The sequence below is a fragment of the Pseudomonas crudilactis genome (assembly GCF_013433315.1).
GTDB lineage: Bacteria > Pseudomonadota > Gammaproteobacteria > Pseudomonadales > Pseudomonadaceae > Aquipseudomonas > Aquipseudomonas crudilactis.
This window is the reverse complement of record NZ_WXVV01000035.1, coordinates 22,816-45,350: the sequence shown is the minus strand read 5'-3', so window position 1 is coordinate 45,350 and position 22,535 is coordinate 22,816. Positions and strand designations below refer to the sequence as shown.

Sequence of the window (22,535 nt, the reverse complement as noted above, 5' to 3'; positions counted from 1 at the left end):
ATTGGCTGACACTCCGCTTTCGCGAGCAAGCTCGCTCCCACATTGGATCTCCAGTGGCCTATAGGTCTTTGTAGCCCTTATCCTTGTCACCCCCGCCGTACCGTTGTCAGGAGTAACCCCCCATGCCCCATGAAGGCAATCTGTTGCAAGCCGCCGTCGTCTTTCTGTTCGCGGCCGTGCTCACCGTGCCTTTGGCCAAACGTCTGCAACTGGGCGCCGTGCTCGGTTACCTGTTCGCTGGGGTGATCATCGGCCCGTCGGTTTTGGGCCTGATCGGCAACCCGCAAAGCGTCGCGCACATTTCCGAACTCGGTGTGGTGTTGCTGCTGTTCATCATCGGTCTTGAGCTGTCGCCGCGACGCTTGTGGGTGATGCGCAAATCGGTGTTCGGCGTCGGTCTGGCGCAAGTGCTGCTGACGGCTTCGGTGATCGGCGTGCTGGCGTTGTCGGTGTTTGGCCAGCCGCTGAACAGCGCGATTGTGCTCGGTCTCGGCCTGGCGCTTTCCTCGACGGCGTTCGGCCTGCAAAGTCTGGCCGAGCGTAAGGAACTGACCAGCCCCCACGGGCGTCTGGCGTTTGCGATTCTGCTGTTCCAGGACATCGCCGCGATCCCGTTGATTGCGCTGGTGCCGATGCTGGCGGGTGGTGCTCACGACACCAGCAACGCCGAGAGTCTGAATCACGCGTTGCAAGTGCTCGGCGGCATCGCCGTGGTCGTGGTCGGTGGGCGTTATCTGTTGCGTCCGGTGTTCCGCGTGGTGGCGAAAACCGGTCTGCCGGAAGTGTCGACGGCCACAGCATTGCTGGTGGTGATCGGCACGGCGTGGTTGATGGATTTGGTCGGCGTGTCGATGGCGCTGGGCGCGTTTCTCGCCGGTCTGCTGTTGGCGGATTCGGAATATCGCCATGAGCTGGAAGCGCAGATCGAGCCGTTCAAAGGGCTGCTGCTCGGGCTGTTTTTCATCAGTGTCGGCATGGGCGCCAACTTGAGTTTGCTGCTCAGTGCGCCGATCACCGTGTTGGGGCTGACGCTGCTGTTGATCGGGCTGAAGCTTCCGCTGCTGTTTGTCGTCGGGCGCCTGGCCGGTGGCTTGAACAAGGTCAGTGCGATTCGCCTCGGTATCGTCTTGGCGGCCGGTGGTGAGTTCGCCTTTGTGGTGTTCAAGATCGGTCGCGATCAGGGCCTGTTCGAACCGCGCCTGTATGACCTGCTGGTGCTGACCATCACCCTGTCGATGGCGGTGACGCCGTTGTTGCTGTTGCTCTGCGCACGGCTGGTCAGCCCGAAAGTGCAGCCGGTGGAAGTGCCGGAAAAATACCGTGAGATCGACACTGACACGCCGCGTGTAGTGATCGCTGGCATGGGCCGGATGGGCCAGATCGTCGCGCGGATTCTGCGGGCGCAGAACATCAAGTTCGTTGCGCTGGACACGTCGGTGGAAACCATTGAACTGTCGCGCAGCTTCGGCGGTGTGCCGGTGTTCTACGGCGACCCGATGCGCCCGGAAATCCTCAATGCCGCCAAGGTCGGCGAGGCGGAATATTTCGTGATTGCCACGGATGATCCGGAGACCAACATCAAGACTGCCGAGGTGGTGCGCAAGCTGTATCCGCACATGAAGATCATCGCCCGGGCCCGTAACCGTCAGCATGTGCATCGGTTGGTCGATGTTGGCGCGGAGGCGATTCGAGAGACTTATTATTCAAGTCTGGAAATGAGCCGGCGCACGTTGGTCGGCCTCGGCTTGACCCAGGCCCAGGCCGATGCGCGGATCAAGCGCTTCAAGCATCACGATGAACAGGTGCTGGAGGCGCAACACGCGATTTACGACGACGCGGCGAAAGTCCTGCAAACTGCCCAGGAAGCCCGGGCGGAACTGGCGCGGTTGTTCGAGTCCGACCAGCTCGAAGAAGAATCACGCCAAACCTGAGCCACATACAAAACCCCATGTGGGAGCGAGCTTGCTCGCGAAGGCGGTGTGTCAGTCAACATCTAAATGACTGACAGATTGCATTCGCGAGCAAGCTCGCTCCCACAGGGGATCTGTGTCAGGCCGGCTCTAGCGTGCGCTCCTGTTTGACCGGTGCCACTGCAAACCGGTCCGCCAGAAACGGTGTGATGTCCAGCGGCAGCGGCTCATCGTTGACCAGTTTGTCCAGCAGCACGCCGGTAATCGCCGAGGTCAGAATCCCGGTGCGGAAATGCCCGCAGGCATTCAGATAACCCTCCACCCCGCGCATCGGCCCGAGAATCGGCAACTCATCCGGCGAACCCGGACGCAACCCCGCCCACGTGCGTTTCAGGTTGACGTCTTTCAGCTCCGGCAGACACCGCACCGCACCCTGCACCAACCCGGCGATTTCCGGGTAGGTGGTGGTGACGTCGAAGCCTTTGTCTTCAGTGGTGCTGCCGATCAGGATCTCGCCGTTGTCTTTCTGCGCCACGTAGCAATCGCTGGTGGTCAGGCAGCCGTTAAGGATTCTCGGCATGCGCTCGGTCAGCAGAATCTGGCCCTTCACCGGTTTTACCGGGATGCGAATGCCCGTAGCCCACTCGCTCAAGTCCGCCGCCCAGGCACCGCCGGCGTTGATCAGCGTCTTGCAGTGGAACACGCCCTCCTCGGCCGTCTGCACACCGGTGACGCGACTGCCGTGATGCAACACACCGGTGACGTTGGTGTTGACGAAGATGTCGACGCCGTTCTGCCGCGCGCCTTCCATGTAGGCATCGGCGAGGCGGAACGGGCTGACCTGGTGATCGCAGAGAAACTCCAGCGCCCCGCGCGCCTCATGGCTGACGCTCGGCTCGGACTCGCGCAGCGCAGCCTGATCGAGCCAGCGCACCTGATCGGCCAGGTGCGGAATGCAGCCGACGATGTGCTCGGCGTAGAGCCGGTCTTCATCGTCGTAGATGACGAATTTCAACCCGGTCTTTTCGAACTTGAAATCCATCCCGTGATTGTCTTTCAGCTCTCGGTGCAACGCCGGGTACAGCGCGTTGGACTGCAAAGCAAAATCGAAGAACGACTCCGGCAGAATGTGCGGCGTGCTCGCGTCCACCGCCACCGCCGCGCCCTGGGTTTCGCGCTTGCGGTTGGCCGACATCATGCGGAAGAAAATCACCCCGCAGCCGAGGCCGACCGACTCACCGATCGCCCACAAACCACCGGCCGACGCGCGGGTTGCGTTGCCCGGGCGCTTGGCATCGATCAGTGCAATCTTGAGGTTTTTGCGCTTGGACAGTTGATAGGCGCAGGACGCCCCGATCACGCCGCCACCGGCAATGACCACGTCATAGAACTTACTCATGGGCAGCGGCCTCCGTGCCGACAGACTGGAACGCGGAAAAAGGAATCGGATCGATCGGGAATCGCGGACGCAGCCAACCGACGTCCTTGCGGCCGGTAGCCTGGCGCAGTCGATCGCTGCAATAGCCGACGCACATGCGCCCCTGGCAATCGCCCATGCTCACGCGGGTGCGCATTTTCAGGCTGGCGATGTCTTGCACGCCCTGCTCCAGCGCCAGATCGATGTCGGCGCGGGTCGCGTGTTCACAGCGACAGATCACCGTGTCGGCGGCGGGCAATGCAGTCTGGCCGACGCCGCGTTCGGTGTAGCGATCGACGGCGGCGCGGAAACGCACGATGGCTTTGAGTTTGCTCAAATAGCGATCGCGGCGCACCCGCGCCAGCTCCTCTTCAAGGACACCGCGTTGCAGCAGAATCGATGTCGCCGCGATCTTGCCGGCGAGCATCGCTGCTTCACCGCCGCGAATCCCGCCCATGTCGCCGGCCAGATGCACGTGGGGTTCGTTGCTTTGCTGCCAGAGGTTGGCGTTGGCGCGCAGATAACCGTCGTCGCTGAAGCCATGATCCAGGCCCATCTGCTGGCTCAGTTGCGTGCGCGGAATAAAGCCGTAACCGACCGCGAGGGTCTTGGCTTCGAAGCGCTCGACGCGGCTCATGTCCGGTTCCCAAGTGGCCGAGTACGGCGCGACGCTGACGCTTTTCAGTTCGTCTTCGCCATGGGCTTCGACCACGCCCCAGCCGTAATTCATCGGGATGCCGTGCAGTTTCAAGTAGGCGAGCATGCTCAAGCCGTCGAGGAACAGTTGCGGCTTGTTCAGCAACGCCAGACTTTCCCGGGCGATCTTGCCGAACGCGCAGGCCTCATACACGCCCGCGACGCTGACGCCTGCCGCATGAAGTTGTGTCGCCACCAGCGGCAGCAACGGCCCGGTGCCGGCGATGATCACCGGCCCTTGCGGCTTGACCACGCCACTTTTGATTTGCAGTTGCAGACCACCGAGCATGATCACCCCCGGCAAGGTCCAGCCGGGAAACGGCACGCTGCGTTCGTGGCATCCGGCCGACAACAGCAATTGCGCGTACTCGATTTCGTGCAGTTGCTCGTCGCCATCGAGCACCACCAGCGCGCGGGTGCCTTCAGCGCAGACCACACGATGGTTGAGGTGCACGTCAATCAGCCCGGACTGTTCCTGAAAATCACCGTGCAGTTTGCCCAGCGCTTCGGAGTAGCGCGGGCCGAGATAATCCAGTTGCACGCCGTCCCGCAGCGGCCCGCGATAGACCACGCCGCCGAGGCGCGAAGCTTCTTCGAGCAAGGTGCAGCGCACGCCGTGGCGCGCCAGCTCGATGGCTGCCGCCATCCCCGCCGGGCCGCCGCCGACGATGACCGGTTGCAGGCTCATACGAGCACCTCCTGCGTGGTGATGCGGTTGACCTGGGTTTCGATGTGCATGCCGTCACGCACCACGGTCTGGCAGGCACGGCGTTTGTGTCGGCCATTGATTTTCACCAGGCAGCACTGACACACGCCCATGCCGCAATAGGCGCCGGTGATCTGGTTGTGATCGTTGCGCGCGATCTGGCGCACGCCGAGGGACTGGATAACGCTGAGAACGGTTTCGCCGATGGCGGCGGTGACCGCTTGGCCGTTGATGTGGACGGTCATATCCGCCTGCGCCAATGGCTGGATATCGAAAGTTCTTTCTTGGCAGTGCATTGCGATGTTCATCCGTGAAAGTTCGGTTGAGGTGGTGTCAGCTCCTTGCTGCACTACAGCGTGTCGACGCATTTATTGTTGCTGTGATTGGGGCGTCGACGCGCACTTCGTCAGCGCAACAAGGTGCGCGTGAAGCACTGTAGTTCATACCTCAGCAAAGGCCGGGATCATTTACGTTAGGCGATCTCGCCGCTCGAAATATTGATCCAGGCCAGTGAAAGCGGTTGGATTGTCCAACGATCAGTTGGAGAAGACGAACTGCCCTTTGATCTTTTTTGCACCGAAGAAACCCAGGTCAGGAAACAGCAGGTTTTTCAGCCAAGCGACGAAAAAGACCATGGCCAACGTGATCGCTACGCCAATCACCGTGCCTATCGGATCTTCGCCATAGTCCTTGAACATACGTGGCATCTGGGTGATCGAGAGAAATACATACACGGTGTAGGCCTGCGCCACGTTGCGGTAAAAACCCCAAGCGAACAGCAAAGGTACGACACCAGCAAACAACCCCATGCCGATGGCCCAACCGGTGCTGATCGTCAGACCGAGGAAATAACCGCCCACCAGCCCGATCAACGCCTGGATATAGGTCAGCCCGAGCAGCACCTTTATCTTGCCGGCGTGACGATCAATCAGTTCTGGATCGGGCCACGAGCCGATCAGATACGCCAGCACCTTGTCCTTGACTGCGCCGCCGGACAACGCCTTGAAGGTTTCGGTTTTCGAGCGACCGGCGTCGAGCATCTCGCTCACCTGACGTTTGATTTCCTTCTTGTTCAACGTTCTCATCCTTAATCAGAGGTCTATCGAAATACAGCACAGCGCGGATTCTCGCCTTGTTGCCCGCCAGAAAGCAAAAAGCCGCTTCCACCCGAAGGTGGAAGCGGCCGAGGCATGGGCCTCAATGGAGCAATCAGTGCACGAACAGGGCGATCAGGATGATGATCGGGATCGGTACGCCGAGGAAAAACAGCAGTAGTGAGCGCATGGTCATGCTCCTTGTTTAACGGACTGGAGTGGTCGTGGTGTAGGTGTCGACTTCAACGTACTCGACCGCATCGCGGCGACGACCGCCGAAGGTGGCTGCGAGGCTGGCGAAGAACGCACCGGCCAACAGCGAGACGAACATCCACAGCGAGGTCAAGGCAGCGACTTTCGCAGCAGTGTCGGCGGCTTGTTGCGCTTTGACTTTGGCGTCGGCCAGGGCTTTCTGGGTGCGCGCATAGATTTCATCGACGCGGCGCTCGGCATCGGCCTGAGTCAGGTTGGTCCGTTGTGCGACCAGTTGCGCGAGGTAGGTACGGTCTTCGGCACTGAGCTGACCGTTGGCCAGGCTTTGCGCGAAGATCCGCGCCACGGCGCCATGCGCGGCGTCATCGCTGACGGAGGCCGGACGGTCATCGCGGAACAGGCTGTCGATGTAGTAGCCGTACTGGTTGCTGTCGGTGTTCGCCGCAGCGGTACCAGCCGCTTGGGTCATCGCGCTGGCAGCACCGCCGGCAACACTGGCACCGGCCTGCACACCACCGCTGATCACGCTGCTGACCGAACCGACCACCAGCACCGCGGTGACCAACGTCGCCACACACCAGGCAAGGAAGCCGTGCGCGGTGTCGCGGAAATACACTTCGTCACCGTGCATGTTCGCCCACTTCACCCGCAGACGACCGGCGATGTAACCGCCCATGCCGGAAGCGATGATTTGCGTCAAAGCCAGCCAGACTATCGTTGAAATGCCCAGGCCCTTGGCGCTGACGCCCTCTCCGGCCCACGGTGAAACGGCAGAGAAACCCAAACCGAACCCGAGCAACACCAAAATCATCGACAGTGCAGCGGCAGCCGCAGCACCGGCGAAAATCGCGCCCCAGGACACGCCCGAAACGCTGCTCGACTCTTCAACGGCGGGATAAAACCCATCAGGGGATCTATTCATTGTTGTTCTGCTCCAGGCATGAAAAATGGTGTTACAACTCGTCATCAGAGGAATTGCAGTGACCGTGCCAGTCGAGCAAATTAAATAAATCCATTAATTTCATACAGTTACAAAGAATGAACTTACGCAAACCTTGCAAATTGCAACAAATGCCGATTAACAGCGGGTTTTATGCATTGGCAGTGAATTTTGCCAGGATCCGAAATTTGCGTTTGTGACAGCTACAACATGAAAGTTAATTTAAAGCGTCAGCGGATTTTCTTGGCAAAATGCTGCCATTCCGTTTGAACCGATCAGCAGGTCTGCCTATGACTCGTATCTTGACCATCGAAGACGACGCCGTGACTGCGCGGGAAATTGTCGCCGAACTGAGCAGCCACGGGCTGGAAGTCGACTGGGTCGACAATGGCCGCGAAGGCCTCGACCGCGCCGTGAGCGGCAACTACGACCTGATCACCCTCGACCGCATGCTGCCCGAACTTGATGGCCTGGCCATCGTCACCACCCTGCGCACCATGGGCGTGGCCACACCGATCCTGATGATCAGCGCCCTCTCCGATGTCGACGAGCGCGTGCGCGGCTTGCGCGCCGGCGGCGATGATTACCTGACCAAACCGTTCGCCACCGACGAGATGGCCGCACGGGTCGAAGTGTTGCTGCGCCGACAGAACAGCGGCGCGACTCAGGCGACAACGTTGCAGGTGGCCGACCTCGAACTGGACTTGATCAGCCACGAAGCGCGCCGTGCCGAACAGGTGCTGACGCTATTGCCGACCGAATACAAGTTGCTTGAATTCCTCATGCGCAACAGCGGCCAGATCCTCTCGCGGATGATGATTTTCGAAGAGGTCTGGGGTTATCACTTCGACCCCGGCACCAACCTGATCGACGTGCACATCGGCCGTCTGCGCAAGAAGATCGACGCCGTCGGCCATGTGCCGCTGATCCGCACGGTACGAGGCTCCGGTTATGTCATTGCCGAACCCGTCTGACGGCTGGCGCTCCTCCAGCAGCCGCTTGCTGGCGCTGTACAGTTCGCTGTTCGTGGCCTGGAGCGCGATCCTCATGGGGGTCATGTATTACGAGGTTTCCGGCTACCTCGACAACCTCGCCAAACATTCGCTGATGCAACGTCAGCACCTGTTTTCGCATTTCCGCGGCGAGCAACTGGAAGACGCCCTCGCCGCCAGCATGACTTTCGATATTCGCGGCATCGACGCCTATGGCTTGTTCGACGCCGACGGCGTTTACCTCGGCGGCGCCTTGCAGCAGATTCCCGAAGGCCTGCCGCTGGACGGCAAGATCCACATGCTCGCCGACTGCGCCGACTCCGATGACCCGACCCTGCCCAATGACAGCTGCGATGCGGTCGCCACGCAAACCCGCGACGGCCGCTGGCTGGTGTTGCTGCGCGACAACGGCTCGCTGTTCGCCGTCACGCGGATCATTTTGCATGCGTTGTTCTGGGGCGTGTCGTTGACGATTCTGCCGGGGATTGCCGGTTGGCATTTGCTGCGGCGTCGGCCGTTGCGGCGCATCCGAGCGATTCAGGACAGCGCCCAGGCAATTGTTGCCGGCGACCTGACCCATCGCCTGCCCCTGTCCAACCGCCGCGATGAACTGGACATGCTCGCCGCGATCGTCAACGCCATGCTCGAACGCATCGAACGCTTGATGAATGAAGTCAAAGGCGTTTGTGACAACATCGCCCATGATTTGCGCACGCCGCTGACGCGACTGCGCGCGCAGTTGTATCGCATGCAGCAGCAGGCTGGCGAAGGCTCGCAGGAAGCGGCGCAACTGGATTTGGTGCTGGCTGAAGCGGATACGCTGATGGCGCGGTTTCGCGGGTTGCTGCGGATTTCCGAACTGGAGGATCGTCAGCGCCGTTCAGGTTTTGTCGAGCTCGACCCGGTGCAGTTGCTGGAAGAGCTGCATGAGTTTTACCTGCCGCTGGCCGAGGAAGGCGAGCTGCGTTTCGAGCTGAACATGCCGGAGACGCTGCCGCCGCTCAATGGTGATCGGGCGTTGCTGTTCGAGGCCTTGGCCAATCTGCTGAGTAATTCGATCAAGTTCACACCACCGGGCGGCACAGTGATGCTGCGTGGGGTGAACGCGGGGGGACAGACGCGGATTGAAGTGCACGATTCAGGACCGGGGATTCCCGAGGCTGAGCGCGAGGCGGTGTTCCAGCGTTTCTATCGCGCCGAGGGTGGGCAGCCGCAGGGTGGTTTTGGTTTGGGGCTGTCGATTGTCGCCGCGATTGTCAGCTTGCATGGCTTCAGTCTTGAAGTCGGCAGCAGTGATCTGGGCGGGGCGAAATTGCTGCTCGATTGCCGGCAGAGCCTGATCGAGAATTCCTGATTCCTACTCTGAAACGCAATCAATGTGGGAGCGAGCTTGCTCGCGAAGGCGGTGTGTCATTCAACAAAGATGTTGCCTGATACTCCCTCTTCGCGAGCAAGCTCGCTCCCACAGGGTTTTGTGCTCAATGATCAGGTTGGGTAATTGGCGCGCAATGCCTCGAGTCCACCTTGGTAGATGCCGTTAAACAACGCCACCACTTCCTCATCGCTCACGCCTTTGGCGTTAAAGCGCCCCGACCACGTCACCCGTGCGCCCTGCCCCAGAGCTTCGACCTTGATCGTCGCCAAGTAATCAGTGGCCGGAAACGGCGCCTGTTCAATCGAATAACTGTAGGTCTTCGCTGTGTTATCGAACGCTTGCAGACGCTCGACCACCACGCCGCCGTCAGCGGTTTGCAAGGTGCGCACGCGCCCACCGTCGCTCAGTTCACTGTTGGGAATAAACGGCAGCCAATCGGGCAGCGTGTTGAAGCCGCCGATCAATTGCCAGACCTGATCGGCCGAGGCCGGGATATCGATGGTTGCTGATGCTGTAGGCATAGATAAACGTCTCTCTCGGGAATTCAGATCGTCAGGCTGTCGACCACGCCGCCATCGACGCGCAAGGCTGCGCCGGTGGTGGCCGAGGACAGCGGCGAAGCAATGTAGGTGACCAGGTGCGCGACCTCTTCAACATCGGCGACACGCTGGATGATCGAAGTGGGGCGGGCCTTGAGCACGAAGGCGTCGGCTTCATCGCGCAGGTTGCGCCCGGATTCGGCGGCGGCATCCTTGAGCATGTCTTGCAGGCCATCGGTGAAGGTCGGTCCCGGCAGGATCGCATTGACCGTCACCCCGGTGCCAGCCAGACGTTTGGCCAGACCGTGGGACACCGCCAGATTGGCGCTTTTGGTCACGCCGTAGTTGATCATGTCCGCTGGCGTGGCGACGCCGGATTCCGAAGACAGGAAAATCACTCGGCCCCAACCTTGCTCGACCATCGCCGGCACATAATGCCGCGCCAGACGCACACCGGAAATCACGTTGACCTCATAGAAGCGCGTCCACTCGCTGTCCGGCGCGTCGAAGAAATCCACGGCGTCGAAGATGCCGAGGTTGTTCACCAGAATGTCCGCGCGCGGTTCAGCAGCGAACAGCTTCTGCGCGCCCTCCGCGGTGCCCAGATCGGCAGCCAAACCACGCAACTGCGCACCTGGGACTTTCTCGCGAATACTCGCCAACGCCTGTTCAACTTTGCCGGTGTCGCGGCCGATCACCACCACCGTGGCGCCAGCTTCGGCCAGCGACTGGCTGATACCCAAGCCGATACCAGCAGTGCTGCCGCTGACAATGGCCAGTTTTCCACTCAGATCAATCTTCATGCTTTCACCTCATCGATTGGCAATGGTGCACGTTCGGAAACCAGTCTGGCGTCGCGCATGGCCTGCCAGAAACCGGCAGGAATAACGGCTGACAATGCGGCGACGTCTTCAGCAATTCGGCCGGGTTTGCTGGCGCCGGGAATCACCGCCGCAACCGCTGGATTGGCCAGCGAGAACTGTAGCGCAGCGGCTTTGATATCGACGTTGTAAGCAGCGGCGATGCGTTTGATCTGCTCGACCTTGGCGATGACTTCAGGGCTGGCCTTCTGGTATTCGAAGTGCGCGCCACCGGCGAGAATGCCCGAGCTATAAGGGCCACCGACGACGATTTCAACATTTTGCGCTAGGGCCGAATCCATCAGGCGTTGCAACGGACGTTCGTGGTCGAGCAGCGTGTAACGCCCGGCCAACAGAAAACCGTCCGGCTGCGCTTCGCTGAGGTCGAGGGTCAGTTCACACGGCTCGACTTTGTTTACGCCCAGGCCCCAGCCTTTGATCACGCCTTCTTCACGCAAGCGGGTCAGTACTTTGAATGCGCCGGTGCGGGCCTGGTTGAAGTATTCCAGCCATTGATCGCCGTAGAAGTCTTGAGCGATGTCGTGCACCCAGACGATGTCGAGGCGATCGGTTTGCAGGCGTTTGAGGCTGTCCTCAATGGAGCGCAGGGTTGCATCGGCGCTGTAGTCATTGACGATCTTGTTCGGGCGACCGTGTTCGAAAACACCACTTTTTTCGCCGAGATCGCGGGCGGCGGCGTCTTCGACTTCATCGAGAATCACTCGGCCGACCTTGCTGCTCAGCACGTAGTCGTCGCGGTTGTATTGCTTCAAGGCTTCGCCAAGGCGAATTTCCGACAGGCCCGAACCGTAAAACGGTGCGGTGTCGAAGTAACGCACGCCGGCATCCCACGCGGCATGCACGGTGGCCTGCGCTTCGGCTTCCGGGATGGCGCGGAACATGTTGCCCAGTGGCGCGGTGCCGAAGCCCAGTTGACCGGGGAGTTTGTCTTTCAAGCTCATGGGTTTTTCCTCAATAGGTTCTGGGTCTGTGTGACCGTTGAGCAGATCCTAGATTGCGACACCGAGACCGTCCAAGACATAATGCGCAGCACTTGAGTCCCTATAGGTCTGACATGATCGACATCCGCCAATTGCGCTACTTCGTTGTCGTTGCCGAGGAAGAACACGTCGGCCGCGCCGCCGAACGGCTGCATATTTCCCAGTCGCCGCTGAGCCGACAGATCGCCCAGCTCGAAGAGCGCTTGGGCCTGACCCTGTTCGAACGCAGCCAGCAACGCATTCGCCTGACCCGCGACGGCCAGACCTTCCTCGCCGAAACCCGCGCCCTGCTCACCCACGCCAATCGCCTGGAATCCCTCGGCAAACGCCTGGGTCGCGGCGAAGAAGGTGGCTTGTGCATCGGCTATATCGAGAACGCCATGCACGCCGGCGTCCTGCCCAATGCCTTGCGCGTGTTGCGCGCCGATCGGCCGAATGTGCACGTCGCGTTGTACAACCTCAGTTCCGCCGAGCAATTGGAAGGCCTGCGACAGCGTAGTCTCGATATTGCCTTGGTGAGTGAGCCGCCGACCGATGACGATCCGGATCTTTTGAGTTTCCAGGTGCTGGATGATCCGATGCTGCTGGCGTTGCCGGAACAGCATGCTTTAGCCAGAGCGCTTTCGTTGAGCCCGCAGGATCTGGCCGAACAGGAATGGATCGGCGTGCAGCCGCGTCAGGATGCCAACGATGAATTTGTCAGCGCCTGCATCCGCGCCGGGTTCACTCCGGATGTGCGCATGCAGGCGACCGAACCGTTTACTGCGCTGGGACTGGTGGCATCGGGGCTGGGGATTGCGATGATTCAAAAAGGCCTGAGCCATAACGCGCCGCCGGGTGTGGTGTTGCGTGAACTGCCGTGGCTGACGCTGACCACGCCGTTGTGGGCGGCATGGCATCGGATCAACTTGCGGCCATTGGTCGAGACCTTCCGCAAAGTCCTGACTGACGACAAGATATCTGCTGACTGACATGGCCCCTTCGCGAGCAAGCTCGCTCCCACAGGAATTCGTGTCGTTCACAGAATTGAAATCAACCCCATAACCTGTGGGAGCGAGCTTGCTCGCGAAAGGGCCGGCACATCCAAGATCAAAATTGACTGACCCAACGCCTTCGCGAGCAAGCTCGCTCTCACAGGTTCAGAAGTGATCTCGCATTCTCCGTACGACGCAGAACCCCGTGGGAGCGAGCTTGCTCGCGAAGGGGCCGGCACAGCCAAGATCAAAATTGACTGACCCAACGCCTTCGCGAGCAGGCTCGCTCCCACAGGTTTTGCGGTGGATCTACACTCATGGGATCAGCATCCAGCCGTGAGTTGACCATGAAAATGTCTGCGCAAATGACCGTTGTCGCGGTGCTCGCCACCCTCGCCTGGCTGGGGCTGGCGGTATGGGGCATTGGCGGTGTGGCGATGTTCTTTTCCCACGGTTCGCTGGTGATCGTGGCACTGGCGACGGTGGCCATGGTGTTCGCCTCACTGTTCAGCCAGGTCAATCTCAGTTCTGGCGAACGTGAAGACCGCGCCAATCGCTGGGTGATTCCGGCCTTTGGCGTGATTGGTCTGGTCAGTGGCTTCTTGCCGGCCTATTGCGACCGGGTGAACTTCTGGACGGTGGGCGCTGAAGGTATGCGTTGGCTCGGCGCTTTGCTGTTTATCGTCGGTGGCGCCCTGCGACTGTGGCCGGTGTTTGTGCTGGGGCGGCGGTTCAGTGGACTGGTGGCGATTCAGCCGGGGCATCGTTTGGTGACGGATGGCATCTATCAACACCTGCGCAACCCGAGTTATCTGGGCTTGGTGGTCAATGCCGTGGGTTGGGCGCTGGCGTTTCGTTCGGTGGTCGGACTGATGCTGGCGGCGCTGACATTGATCCCGCTGATTGCCCGGATTCATTCGGAGGAAGCGCTGCTGCGTGCGCAGTTTGGGGCGGAGTACGAGGCTTATTGCGCGCGGAGTTGGCGCTTGGTGCCGGGGGTTTATTGATTTGCGAACACCGTCCTCCTGTAGGAGTGAGCCTGCTCGCGATAGCGGTCTTTCAGTCAAATAAGTGTTATCTGACACACCGCTATCGCGAGCAGGCGAAGGCCTACAAGGGATTGTGTTGTGTCAGTTGCGTCGCAGATGCAGGCCAGCGCTGTCGACTTTGACCTGAACAGCAGCATAACTGGCCAACGTCGCATGGTCCGTTTCCAGCGGATGCTGATGCGTCGTAGTGATGATCATCAACGCCGCGCCGGCCGCTTCGGCCGCCTGAATGCCGACGGTGGCGTCTTCGAAGATCAGGCAATCATGCGCTTCCAGGCCAAGACGTTTGGCTGCCAGAAGATAGCCGGCCGGATCAGGTTTGCCAGCCTTCACATCTTCAGCGGTGATCATCACCGCCGGCGCGGGAATCCCCGCCGCCGCCATCCGCCGCAACGCCAGATCCCGTGGTGCCGACGTCACCATCGCCCAGCGATCGTTGGGCAGGCTGTTGAGAAACTGTGCCGCGCCGGGAATCTCGACAATGCCTTCAACGTCTGCGATTTCCGCCTCGGTGATGAACGCCGCTTGCGCCTCGGCATCCACGTCAGGCAGGTTCAGGCGATTGATCGTGTCGATGGCTCGCGCGCCATGAATGGTCGGCAAAAAGGTTTCCACGTCGACGCCATGGCGCACGGCCCAGGCTGACCAGATCCGCTCGGCAGCGGCGATGGAATTGAGGACGGTGCCGTCCATGTCGAACAGAAACGCGCCGAACGCGCGATTGAAAAGAGTGTCGTGAGCAGGCAAAAGTTCGCTTCCTCTGGCAAGGGGCCGGGCAGATGTGCCCGGCAATGTAGCACTTGTCAGTGCAGGCGCGGTGCCTTGGATTTGAAGGCGCTGTCGACGCAGTCGAGCAGTTGACCAATGGCCCAGGGCTTCTTGATGAACGCCACCGGATGCTTGACCCCGGAGGTCTCGGGCGTTTCATAGCCGGACATGACCATCACCGGTTTGTCCGGCCAACGGTCGCCGACCAGGTTGGCCAGATCCGCGCCATTAAGGGTGCCGGGCATGGTGATGTCGGTCAGTAGCAACGCCACGTTCGGGGCGTTCTGCTCAAGATAAAGTGATGCGGCGTCGGCACTGGTCTGCGGCTCGACTTTGAAACCTTCCTCCTGAAGAATTTCGCAGAGAAACTCCAGAATCAACGGATCATCCTCAACCACCAGAATCAATCCGTCAGGAAGGTGCGCGCTCGCCGTAGGTATTGGGCACATGGAACTGCACTCCCTGAATTGCATTAACGATTTAGCGGCTTGAATCCGCTGCTTAACTGGTATGAGCAGCGGGCTCTGCAGAAATTCATTTTTGATACAGGTCTTTTGCGAAAGGCCGTTTTTGCCCGTCGCCGGCAATCGTTCGTGACGGCGTATTTGTGGTTAAAATGCCGGCCCTTTTGCTTGCCGATCCTGACCGATGAACCCTGAAGCCCTCGCCATCCTCCACGCCCATCTGCTGCCGGCCCTCGCGGCTGCACCGAGCGAAACCCGTCGCCTGTTCCACGGGCGCGGACGCTGCTGGGCCGGGCTGGAGCAGTTGACGGTGGACTGGCTGCAAGGCGTGGTGCTGGTGTCGCTGTTCAAGGAGCCGGCGCCTGAGCAACTGGACGATCTCAAGGCGTTGCTGATGAAACTCACCGGTTTCGCCGAATGGAAACAGTCCGGCGCCCACACGTTGCTGATCCAGCATCGCTATTTGCCGCAGAGCACTGCCGAGTGGCTGCTGGGTGATGAGATCGACGAAATGAGCATCGTCGAGGGCGGCTTGCAGTATCGCGTCGATCTGGGCCGCAAACAGAACGCCGGGCTGTTTCTCGACATGCGCTACGGGCGCAACTGGGTGCGCGAGCAGGCCAACGGCAAACGTGTGCTCAATCTGTTTGCCTACACCTGCGGTTTTTCCGTGGCGGCCATCGAGGGCGGCGCCAGTCATGTGGTCAATCTGGACATGTCCCGCGCAGCCCTGAGCCGTGGCCGCGACAATCATCGCTTGAACGGCCATGACCTGAGCAAAGTCAGTTTCCTCGGCCACGACCTGTTCAAGTCGTGGGGCAAGGTGATCAACAGCGGCCCGTATGATCTGGTGATCATCGACCCGCCGTCGTTCCAGAAAGGCAGTTTCCTGCTGACCAAGGATTACCAGCGCGTGCTGCGTCGTTTGCCGGAATTGCTTACGGCGCAAGGCACCGTGCTGGCGTGCATGAACGATCCGGCGTTTGGTTCGGACTTTCTGATTGATGGCGTGACGCAGGAAGCGCCGAGTCTGCGTTTTGTAGAGCGGCTGGAGAACCCGCCTGAGTTTGCGGACATAGATCCTGAAAGCGGCCTCAAGGCATTGGTCTTCCAGCGCACTATCTGACACCCAGAACATCCCCTGAACAACACACATCCCCTGTGGGAGCGAGCTTGTTCGCGAAAGCGTTTTGTCAGTCGCCAGTGAGGTTGACTGATCTACCGCATTCGCGAGCAAGCTCGCTCCCACAGGTTTATGTGTACGGCCGATGATCTTTAGTGAGGGCGCAACACCAGCGCAAATAACTCACCATGCCCGGTGACATTGAGCTTGTGATACAGATTGCGCCGATGCACCTTGACCGTCTCCGGCGAGATGCCCATCTGCTGGGCCATCGCCTTGCTGGAGAAACCCTGCAAGATCAGCCGCGCGGTATCGACCTCGCGCACCGTCAGCCGCGCATCGAAGCGGTCAAGCAAAGTTGCCAGATCCCCGACCAGCGTTTCCGCCACCGCACTCTGCGGCGGCAGCAACTGCACATGCCGACGCATCGCCGCCAACACCCAGTCACGCACGCACAGCAACCGGCCCTGCTCGGCCATGTCGAACGGCGTCGACCGCCCCAATGACAATCCGAGCACGCCGCCCTCGACGTTGATCATGAACTGCAACTCGTCTTCGCCGACCACCGAACGGAAGTAACTCTGGTAGTACTCGCTGTGCAGAAACTGGTCCGGCGCCACCGAGGCCAGGCTGTGCAAGCCGTCGGCAATGCCAATCGATGCGGCTTGATAAAACGGATCGAGCAGGTACATCCCGGCGCTGTAACCGGCCAGTTCTTCCTGCTCGTCGGGACGGCCCTTGCTGTCGAAGTCGATCAGCAATTGCGGCGCCTGCCCGGCCTTCATCAGCGCCACCAGCGCGTTGTCCAGCGGCACCAGCAGCCGCAACGTATCGACCAGCGCGCGCCAGAAACCTTCCTGACCGACCTTGGCAAACACCCGCGCCAGGCTTTGATGCACCGGCAGTTCCTGCAGCAACGCGTCCACGCACTACCCCTTTTGAGTAACCCATGATGGGAATGGGTCAGGCGTGACCGGCCCGATAGGCTGAGCACTCCTGTTCATCACCGGCCTGCACAGGCCAGGAGTGCCGCATCATGCGTGGTCACCGTGGCTGTATCAACCTCGGCATAAAACTGGGCCTGCTGGCCGGTCTCAGCGCCAGCTCAATTGCCATGGCCGCCGACGCGCCGAGCGTGCACGTCTACAACTGGTACGACTACATCGGCCCGAACACCCTCCACGATTTCCAGCGCGACAGCGGTATCCAACCGGTCTACGACACCTTCGACAGTGCCGAAGTCCTCGAAGGCAAACTGATGACCAGCCGCAGCGGCTACGACGTGGTGGTGGCGAGCAACTTCAGCCTGCCGACGCTGATCAAGGCCGGCGCCCTCGCCCCACTACCGCGCGAGCAACTGCCGGGCTGGAAGAATCTCGATGCCGACCTGTTGGCGAAACTGGCCAACAACGATCCCGGCAATCAATACGCCGTGCCGTATCTGTGGGGCACCAACGGCATCGGCTACAACGTCGACAAGGTGCGCGCGGCGCTGGGCGACAAGGCGCCGGTGGACTCGTGGGATCTGGTGTTCAACGAAGCCAACCTCGCCAAACTCGGCCAGTGCGGTGTGGCGATGCTCGATTCACCGTCGGAGATGCTGCCGGTCGCCCTGCACTATCTCGGCCTGCCACCGAACAGCACCGATCCTGAAGACTATAAAAAAGCCGAAGCGCTGCTGCTGAAACTGCGCCCGCACATCGCCTACTTCAACTCCTCGAAATTCATCAGCGACCTGTCCAACGGCAACATTTGCGTGGCGGTCGGTTGGTCGGGCGCCATGCTGGAAGCCAAGACCAATGCCGAGCAGGCCAACAACGGCGTGAAGATCGCCTACAGCCTGCCCAAGGAAGGCGCGCCGGTGTGGTTCGACACGCTGGTGCTGCTCAAGGACGCGCCGAATCGGCCTCAGGGTCTGGCCTTTATCGACTATCTGCTGCGCCCCGAAGTGATTGCCCCGGTCAGTGATCATCTGTCGTATCCCAATGGCAATCGTGCCGCGACACCGCTCGTGGCCGAAGCCACGCGGGACAACCCAGCGGTTTATCCCTCCGCCGCAGCGATGGCCACGCTGTACACCCTTGAGCCTTTGCCGAAGGCCACCGAGCGCGTGCGCACGCGAGTGTGGAGCAAGGTCAAGAACGGCCAGTAAAGCCTTTTGAATATTTCACAAACCCTGTGGGAGCGAGCTTGCTCGCGAATGCGGTGGCTCAGTCGACATCAATGTTGAATGTCGGACTGCCTTCGCGAGCAAGCTCGCTCCCACCGGGGCCGGCGAACATCCCAACGTATTTTTGAGAGACAGAAACCAATGAAACCTCGTGCCCGTGACCTCAACATCCGCATCGGCCAACTGCCACCTGGTCCGCTCAACGCCATCACCGATGTCCCCGGCGTGCGCGTCGGCCACAGCAATGTGCGCGGCCGCAGCAGCGCCGGGCGTGACATCTGCACCGGCGTCACGCTGATCGAACCACGCGCTGGTTCGACCAATCAGCAACCGTGTTTTGCCGGCGTGCATGTGCTCAACGGCAACGGTGACGCCACCGGGCTTGAATGGATTCGCGAGGCGGGTCTGCTGACCAGCCCGATTGCGTTCACCAACACCCACAGCCTCGGCGTGGTGCGCGATGCCTTGATTGCACTGGATCGCCAGCAGCAACCCGACGACGGCCGTCTCTACTGGAACATGCCGGTGGTGCTGGAAACCTTTGACGGGTTGCTCAATGACATCAACGGTTTTCACGTCCGGCCTGAACACGTTGCCCAAGCGCTGAGCGCAGCCGTCGACGGCCCTGTGATAGAGGGCGCGGTCGGCGGTGGCAGCGGCATGATCTGCCATGAGTTCAAGGGCGGCATCGGCACTGCGTCGCGGCGTTTGAACAGTGCTCAGGGCGGCTGGACCGTCGGCGCCATCGTGCAGGCCAACCACGGTATTCGCAGTGAGTTGCGGGTCGATGGCTATCCGGTCGGGCGTTACATGGAACAGAAAGATTCGCCGTTCTTGCGGGCATCGTTGCCACATCCGGGCATGGGTTCGATCGTCGTCTGTCTGGCCACCGATGCGCCGCTGTTGCCTCATCAATGCACACGTCTGGCGCAGCGTGCGAGCCTGGGTCTGGCTCGCACCGGCGGTGGCAACGAGGATCACAGCGGCGACATCTTCATCGCCTTCGCCACCGGCAACGCTCACGTGCCGCCCGCCGCCTACGAAGGCAAAGGCGCGCCGACCTGTGACGGCTTGCGCATGGTCAACAATGACCACATCAGTGAGTTGTTTCTGGCGGCGACCGAGGCGATTGAAGAAGCGATCATCAATGCCTTGCTGGCCAGTGACAGCAGCGAGGGCAACGGGCATTCGGTGCCGGGACTCGATGCCGACGCCCTGCTCGCTGCCCTCAAACAATCAGGCTGGCCTGGATCGCGCTAACATCCGAATTTCCCTGTGGGAGCGAGCTTGCTCGCGAAGACAGAGTGTCAGTCGACTCAATATTGCCTGACACGCCGCCTTCGCGAGCAGGCTCGCTCCCACAAAGGATTACGTCAATATTTCCAGGTTCGTGCCGCCGCCCGTGCGACTGGCGGTACTTGAGCCACCCTTGCACACTCCTAGGATGGAATCACGCAGTGGCTCTGCTCTTCGAGCGCTGCGTAGGCGCGGGTGCTCTGAACCCCAATCAAGCCCGTGCCTTGCTTCATGCGCATCTTGAGCCTCACGGGCTCCACTTCCTCCCCATCAAAGAGCTTTGAGGCTCTTTTTTTGTCTGCGCAAATCAGCTGTCCACCAGTGAGTCGGCGCGGATCGAGCGCCAGGCCGCTTGTGCCAGCAACTCGCGATAGTCCGCCGGACTGCCCTTCACCCGCCCCGCCAACCAGGCGCGGCAGTAACTGTCGGCCTGACCGATGATCAACGACGGCAACAGTTCGGCGGGCAAGGCCTTGAGTTCGCCAGCGCGCCCCGATTCGGCCAGCCAGTCGCGCAGACGCAGATTGCGGGTCTTGTTGCGCTCGGCCAGTTCGTCCTTGAACGGCCCTTTGGTCACGGCAAACCGCGCGTGGTACTGGAAGCGCGCCCACTGCGGTTGACGTTCGACCCAATCGACGTAGCTGAACACCAGCGCCTGCACACCTTCCTCGGTGGTTTTCGCTGCATCCAGATAGGCATCGCGCAGACGCGCCTGATCCTCCAGCGCGGTGAAAAACAACGCGGCGACCAAGCCCTCCTTGTTACCGAAATGGTGATAGATCGCCCCGACGCTGGTATCGCACTCGGCGCGAATCATGTCGATGGTGGTGGCTTCGATACCCTGCTCGTTGAACAGGCCTAGCGCCTTGCGAAAGATATCGCGCTTGAGTTCGGCACGGCGGCCGGGGTAGCTGCGTTCAAGTAAGTCTGCGGTGTCCATGCGGCTCACTGCCTGAAAATCGGGATTGAAAGGCACTCGTCGTGCCCATGGAAAAAACACGCACAGGTTGACAGATTTCCTGCAGACAGAATACCGTTCCGTTACAGAATATTATTCTGTAACGGAACATAATTCTGCAAAATCACTTTCAGCGAGGCTTTCCATGAGTCAGTTTCTCAGCATGTTCAACAGCGCAGGTCCGCAAGCGTTCAGCCAGATGGCCTGCCAGGTCGCGCCGTACTTCAGCAGCATCAACCCACTGGTGACCGAGTTGCGCGCGAACGCGGCAACGGTACAAGTGCCATTCCGTCGTGAGATCACCAACCACCTCGGCACGGTGCATGCGATTGCCATGTGCAACGCGGCAGAACTCGCCGCCGGGATGATGACCGACGTGTCGATCCCGGCCAGCGCACGCTGGATCCCCAAAGGCATGACTGTGGAGTATCTGGCCAAGGCAAAAACCGATGTGACGGCGGTGGCCAGTGGTGAGGGCGTTGATTGGCAGAGCGAAGGCGACAAGATCGTCACCGTGGATATTCACGACACCGAGGGCAAGCACGTGTTCACGGCGCGGATCACCATGAACGTCAAACTCGGCTGAATGACGGGCAGAAAAAAGCCCTTGCTGCGGGATCCACAGCAAGGGCTTTTTCGCTGATGAGATATCAGTGCACAGTCAGTCGCTGGCGAACAAACTCCTCGACATGACGGCTGGTCTGATCAAGATGACGATCGCGTTGTTTTTCAGCGTCGAGCATCGCGCGCTTGCCGTTTTTCTGCAGCAGATAGGTGTGGATCTGCTGCACTTCCAGCGACCGGTAAATCGGCGTGGTGTCGATAAATCCGCGCAGGCCGTTGCTGCGGTAATGCCGGGTGCTCATCAACACCTGGGTTTCACGCTGGCCAATGACCTCAAAACCCAGTGCCTCGAAGTACGGGACTTTGCCGACCGTGCAGGCCAGTTCCGCGTGGAGATACCGCCCGAGCATTTCGCCGATCATCGCCCGCGCCACACCCTGACGCCGATGCCCTTCGCGCACGGCCATGTAGGCGACGCTGCACGCTTCCCAATCACCCTGCACCGGCAGATAGAGTAGAAAGCCGATCACTTGCTCCGGATCATCCTCGTCGGTGGCCACCAGCAACTCCACCTCAGTGCCCTTCTCGCCATTCAACGCTTCCAGATACAGGTGCACCTCATAGCCGACGGCATACTGATACACGTTGTACAGCAGGTTGCTCGGGCCGAGGCCGACCGCACTGATGTCGGTCAGGTAGTCGACGACCATCTGTAGAATCTGGCTGTTGATGCCTTCGGGGCATGGAGATTTGTAGTGGGTGAGGCGGGGCATGACGGGTGAACTCCGGCGGAAAACCGCGACATCATACCTTGTGAGGCGACATCACTGCTGTGGCGCCACGACCCTGAACTTGATGGCAATGTCCTTGGACACCACCGTGTCTGCCCACTCCCCCGCGCCGAGACCGAACTCGTCGCGCTGAAGTACCAGCTCTGCGTCGAAAATGCCGATCGTTTGGCCCGGTTTCAACTCCACCGGGACCTGAACCTCGCGGGTAATGCCTTTGAGCGTGAGCTGGCCGGATATCACGAAGTGGCTCTCGTCCACCCGAGTGAAATGACTCGATTCGAACACCGCCAGAGGAAACTTCGCAGTGTCGAACCAGGCCGGCTTCACCAGCTCGGAATTGGCGTCTTCGCTGCCGGCATCGATGCTGGTGAGGTCGATGTGCAAGGTCGTATGAGCGTTGGCGAGATTGTCGGTGTCGAAGTCGAGCGTCGCCTCGAACCTGCTGAAAGTGCCATACATCCTTGAGCCCATCTGGTTGTAGGTAAAGCTGATCTGGCTCGCGGTGGTGTTGACACGGGTGTATTCGACAGCCTGCGCAGTCGGCATGACACACAGGCACAACACGGCAGCCAACAGCAATCGGATCGACATGGGATTCTCCGGGCATCGCTTGCCGTCGAGGGCCTCGATTGACT

The 22,535-nt window shown here is 60.5% G+C and carries 24 protein-coding genes; 10 read left to right on the top strand and 14 right to left on the bottom strand.

Translation table 11 applies throughout. The features are described 5' to 3' along the window. Positions 1-122: 122 nt before the first annotated feature. Positions 123-1,931: a monovalent cation:proton antiporter-2 (CPA2) family protein gene (locus GTU76_RS28380; protein ID WP_180700136.1), complete on the top strand. Its 1,809-nt coding sequence runs from the start codon at positions 123-125 to the stop codon at positions 1,929-1,931. 118 nt (positions 1,932-2,049) lie between these two features. On the opposite strand, the gene hcnC is transcribed toward GTU76_RS28380, so the two are convergent. The 4 genes from hcnC to GTU76_RS28360 form a co-directional block, all read right to left on the bottom strand. After that, a complete protein-coding gene (gene hcnC / locus GTU76_RS28375) occupies positions 2,050-3,309 on the bottom strand; it encodes a cyanide-forming glycine dehydrogenase subunit HcnC (RefSeq protein ID WP_175553897.1) in 1,260 nt (419 codons plus the stop codon). After that, positions 3,302-4,711: a cyanide-forming glycine dehydrogenase subunit HcnB gene (gene hcnB / locus GTU76_RS28370; protein WP_180700135.1), complete on the bottom strand. Its 1,410-nt coding sequence runs from the start codon at positions 4,709-4,711 to the stop codon at positions 3,302-3,304. The genes hcnC and hcnB overlap by 8 nt, the downstream gene beginning before the upstream one ends. Further along, the gene (hcnA, locus tag GTU76_RS28365) at positions 4,708-5,025 is read right to left on the bottom strand and encodes a cyanide-forming glycine dehydrogenase subunit HcnA (RefSeq protein WP_180700134.1); all 318 of its coding nucleotides are present in this window, start codon (positions 5,023-5,025) and stop codon (positions 4,708-4,710) included. The genes hcnB and hcnA overlap by 4 nt, the downstream gene beginning before the upstream one ends. Before the next feature lie 240 nt (positions 5,026-5,265). Further along, positions 5,266-5,814: a hypothetical protein gene (locus GTU76_RS28360; protein WP_306150336.1), complete on the bottom strand. Its 549-nt coding sequence runs from the start codon at positions 5,812-5,814 to the stop codon at positions 5,266-5,268. On the opposite strand from GTU76_RS28360, the gene GTU76_RS28355 reads away from it, so the two are divergent. Beyond that, the gene (locus GTU76_RS28355; protein ID WP_150793668.1) at positions 5,798-6,004 is read left to right on the top strand and encodes a hypothetical protein; all 207 of its coding nucleotides are present in this window, start codon (positions 5,798-5,800) and stop codon (positions 6,002-6,004) included. The genes GTU76_RS28360 and GTU76_RS28355 overlap by 17 nt on opposite strands. 24 nt (positions 6,005-6,028) lie before the next feature. On the opposite strand, the gene GTU76_RS28350 is transcribed toward GTU76_RS28355, so the two are convergent. Then, positions 6,029-6,958 (bottom strand): membrane protein, encoded by a 930-nt coding sequence (locus GTU76_RS28350; protein ID WP_016986227.1) that lies wholly within the window; start codon positions 6,956-6,958, stop codon positions 6,029-6,031. Positions 6,959-7,266: 308 nt separating this feature from the next. Between GTU76_RS28350 and GTU76_RS28345 the strand changes: the two genes are divergently transcribed. Together GTU76_RS28345 and GTU76_RS28340 are read left to right on the top strand one after the other, a co-directional pair. Further along, a complete protein-coding gene (locus tag GTU76_RS28345; protein ID WP_016986226.1) occupies positions 7,267-7,950 on the top strand; it encodes a response regulator transcription factor in 684 nt (227 codons plus the stop codon). Beyond that, complete coding sequence (locus GTU76_RS28340) at positions 7,928-9,322, top strand: sensor histidine kinase (protein ID WP_016986225.1); 1,395 nt, start codon at positions 7,928-7,930, stop codon at positions 9,320-9,322. Before GTU76_RS28345 ends, GTU76_RS28340 begins: the two co-directional genes overlap by 23 nt. Positions 9,323-9,453: 131 nt before the next feature. On the opposite strand, the gene GTU76_RS28335 is transcribed toward GTU76_RS28340, so the two are convergent. The 3 genes from GTU76_RS28335 to GTU76_RS28325 are packed head-to-tail and all read right to left on the bottom strand — an operon-like array spanning position 9,454 to position 11,704. Continuing rightward, the gene (locus tag GTU76_RS28335) at positions 9,454-9,864 is read right to left on the bottom strand and encodes an SRPBCC family protein (protein ID WP_016986224.1); all 411 of its coding nucleotides are present in this window, start codon (positions 9,862-9,864) and stop codon (positions 9,454-9,456) included. A gap of 23 nt (positions 9,865-9,887) precedes the next feature. Further along, positions 9,888-10,685, bottom strand: coding sequence for an SDR family NAD(P)-dependent oxidoreductase (locus GTU76_RS28330; RefSeq protein WP_160040906.1), 798 nt, complete (start codon positions 10,683-10,685; stop codon positions 9,888-9,890). Beyond that, positions 10,682-11,704, bottom strand: a complete 1,023-nt coding sequence (locus GTU76_RS28325) for an aldo/keto reductase (RefSeq protein ID WP_180700133.1) — start codon at positions 11,702-11,704, stop codon at positions 10,682-10,684. The genes GTU76_RS28330 and GTU76_RS28325 overlap by 4 nt, the downstream gene beginning before the upstream one ends. A gap of 113 nt (positions 11,705-11,817) precedes the next feature. On the opposite strand from GTU76_RS28325, the gene GTU76_RS28320 reads away from it, so the two are divergent. Beyond that, entirely contained in the window at positions 11,818-12,714 is an 897-nt protein-coding gene (locus GTU76_RS28320; protein ID WP_016986887.1) for a LysR substrate-binding domain-containing protein, read from the top strand. Positions 12,715-13,064: 350 nt separating this feature from the next. Beyond that, the gene (locus GTU76_RS28315; RefSeq protein WP_180700153.1) at positions 13,065-13,724 is read left to right on the top strand and encodes a methyltransferase family protein; all 660 of its coding nucleotides are present in this window, start codon (positions 13,065-13,067) and stop codon (positions 13,722-13,724) included. A 123-nt stretch (positions 13,725-13,847) separates the two neighbouring features. Here GTU76_RS28315 and GTU76_RS28310 read toward each other — a convergent pair whose 3' ends face one another. Beyond that, positions 13,848-14,513 carry an HAD-IA family hydrolase gene (locus tag GTU76_RS28310; protein WP_180700132.1) on the bottom strand — a complete coding sequence of 222 codons (666 nt, stop codon included), beginning with the start codon at positions 14,511-14,513 and terminating at the stop codon, positions 13,848-13,850. Positions 14,514-14,569: 56 nt separating this feature from the next. Next, complete coding sequence (locus tag GTU76_RS28305; RefSeq protein ID WP_180700131.1) at positions 14,570-14,983, bottom strand: response regulator; 414 nt, start codon at positions 14,981-14,983, stop codon at positions 14,570-14,572. Between the two features lie 199 nt (positions 14,984-15,182). Here GTU76_RS28305 and GTU76_RS28300 point away from each other — a divergent pair, with 199 nt between their 5' ends. Then, entirely contained in the window at positions 15,183-16,124 is a 942-nt protein-coding gene (locus tag GTU76_RS28300) for a class I SAM-dependent methyltransferase (RefSeq protein WP_180700130.1), read from the top strand. A 149-nt stretch (positions 16,125-16,273) separates the two neighbouring features. Here the strand turns inward: GTU76_RS28300 and GTU76_RS28295 are convergent, their stop codons facing one another. Then, positions 16,274-17,047 carry a LuxR C-terminal-related transcriptional regulator gene (locus tag GTU76_RS28295; RefSeq protein ID WP_180700129.1) on the bottom strand — a complete coding sequence of 258 codons (774 nt, stop codon included), beginning with the start codon at positions 17,045-17,047 and terminating at the stop codon, positions 16,274-16,276. Between the two features lie 110 nt (positions 17,048-17,157). Between GTU76_RS28295 and GTU76_RS28290 the strand changes: the two genes are divergently transcribed. After that, a complete protein-coding gene (locus tag GTU76_RS28290) occupies positions 17,158-18,273 on the top strand; it encodes an extracellular solute-binding protein (RefSeq protein ID WP_180700128.1) in 1,116 nt (371 codons plus the stop codon). Between the two features lie 159 nt (positions 18,274-18,432). After that, positions 18,433-19,551, top strand: coding sequence for a DmpA family aminopeptidase (locus tag GTU76_RS28285; RefSeq protein WP_180700127.1), 1,119 nt, complete (start codon positions 18,433-18,435; stop codon positions 19,549-19,551). A 343-nt stretch (positions 19,552-19,894) separates the two neighbouring features. On the opposite strand, the gene GTU76_RS28280 is transcribed toward GTU76_RS28285, so the two are convergent. Then, positions 19,895-20,527 carry a TetR/AcrR family transcriptional regulator gene (locus GTU76_RS28280; protein ID WP_180700126.1) on the bottom strand — a complete coding sequence of 211 codons (633 nt, stop codon included), beginning with the start codon at positions 20,525-20,527 and terminating at the stop codon, positions 19,895-19,897. A 163-nt stretch (positions 20,528-20,690) separates the two neighbouring features. Here GTU76_RS28280 and GTU76_RS28275 point away from each other — a divergent pair, with 163 nt between their 5' ends. Beyond that, positions 20,691-21,131, top strand: a complete 441-nt coding sequence (locus GTU76_RS28275) for a hotdog fold domain-containing protein (protein ID WP_180700125.1) — start codon at positions 20,691-20,693, stop codon at positions 21,129-21,131. A 64-nt stretch (positions 21,132-21,195) separates the two neighbouring features. Here the strand turns inward: GTU76_RS28275 and GTU76_RS28270 are convergent, their stop codons facing one another. Together GTU76_RS28270 and GTU76_RS28265 are read right to left on the bottom strand one after the other, a co-directional pair. After that, positions 21,196-21,882 carry a GNAT family N-acetyltransferase gene (locus GTU76_RS28270; protein ID WP_180700124.1) on the bottom strand — a complete coding sequence of 229 codons (687 nt, stop codon included), beginning with the start codon at positions 21,880-21,882 and terminating at the stop codon, positions 21,196-21,198. Positions 21,883-21,933: 51 nt separating this feature from the next. Next, on the bottom strand, positions 21,934-22,491 hold the full coding sequence (locus tag GTU76_RS28265) for a YceI family protein (protein ID WP_016986898.1): 558 nt from the start codon (positions 22,489-22,491) through the stop codon (positions 21,934-21,936). Positions 22,492-22,535 lie beyond the last annotated feature (44 nt).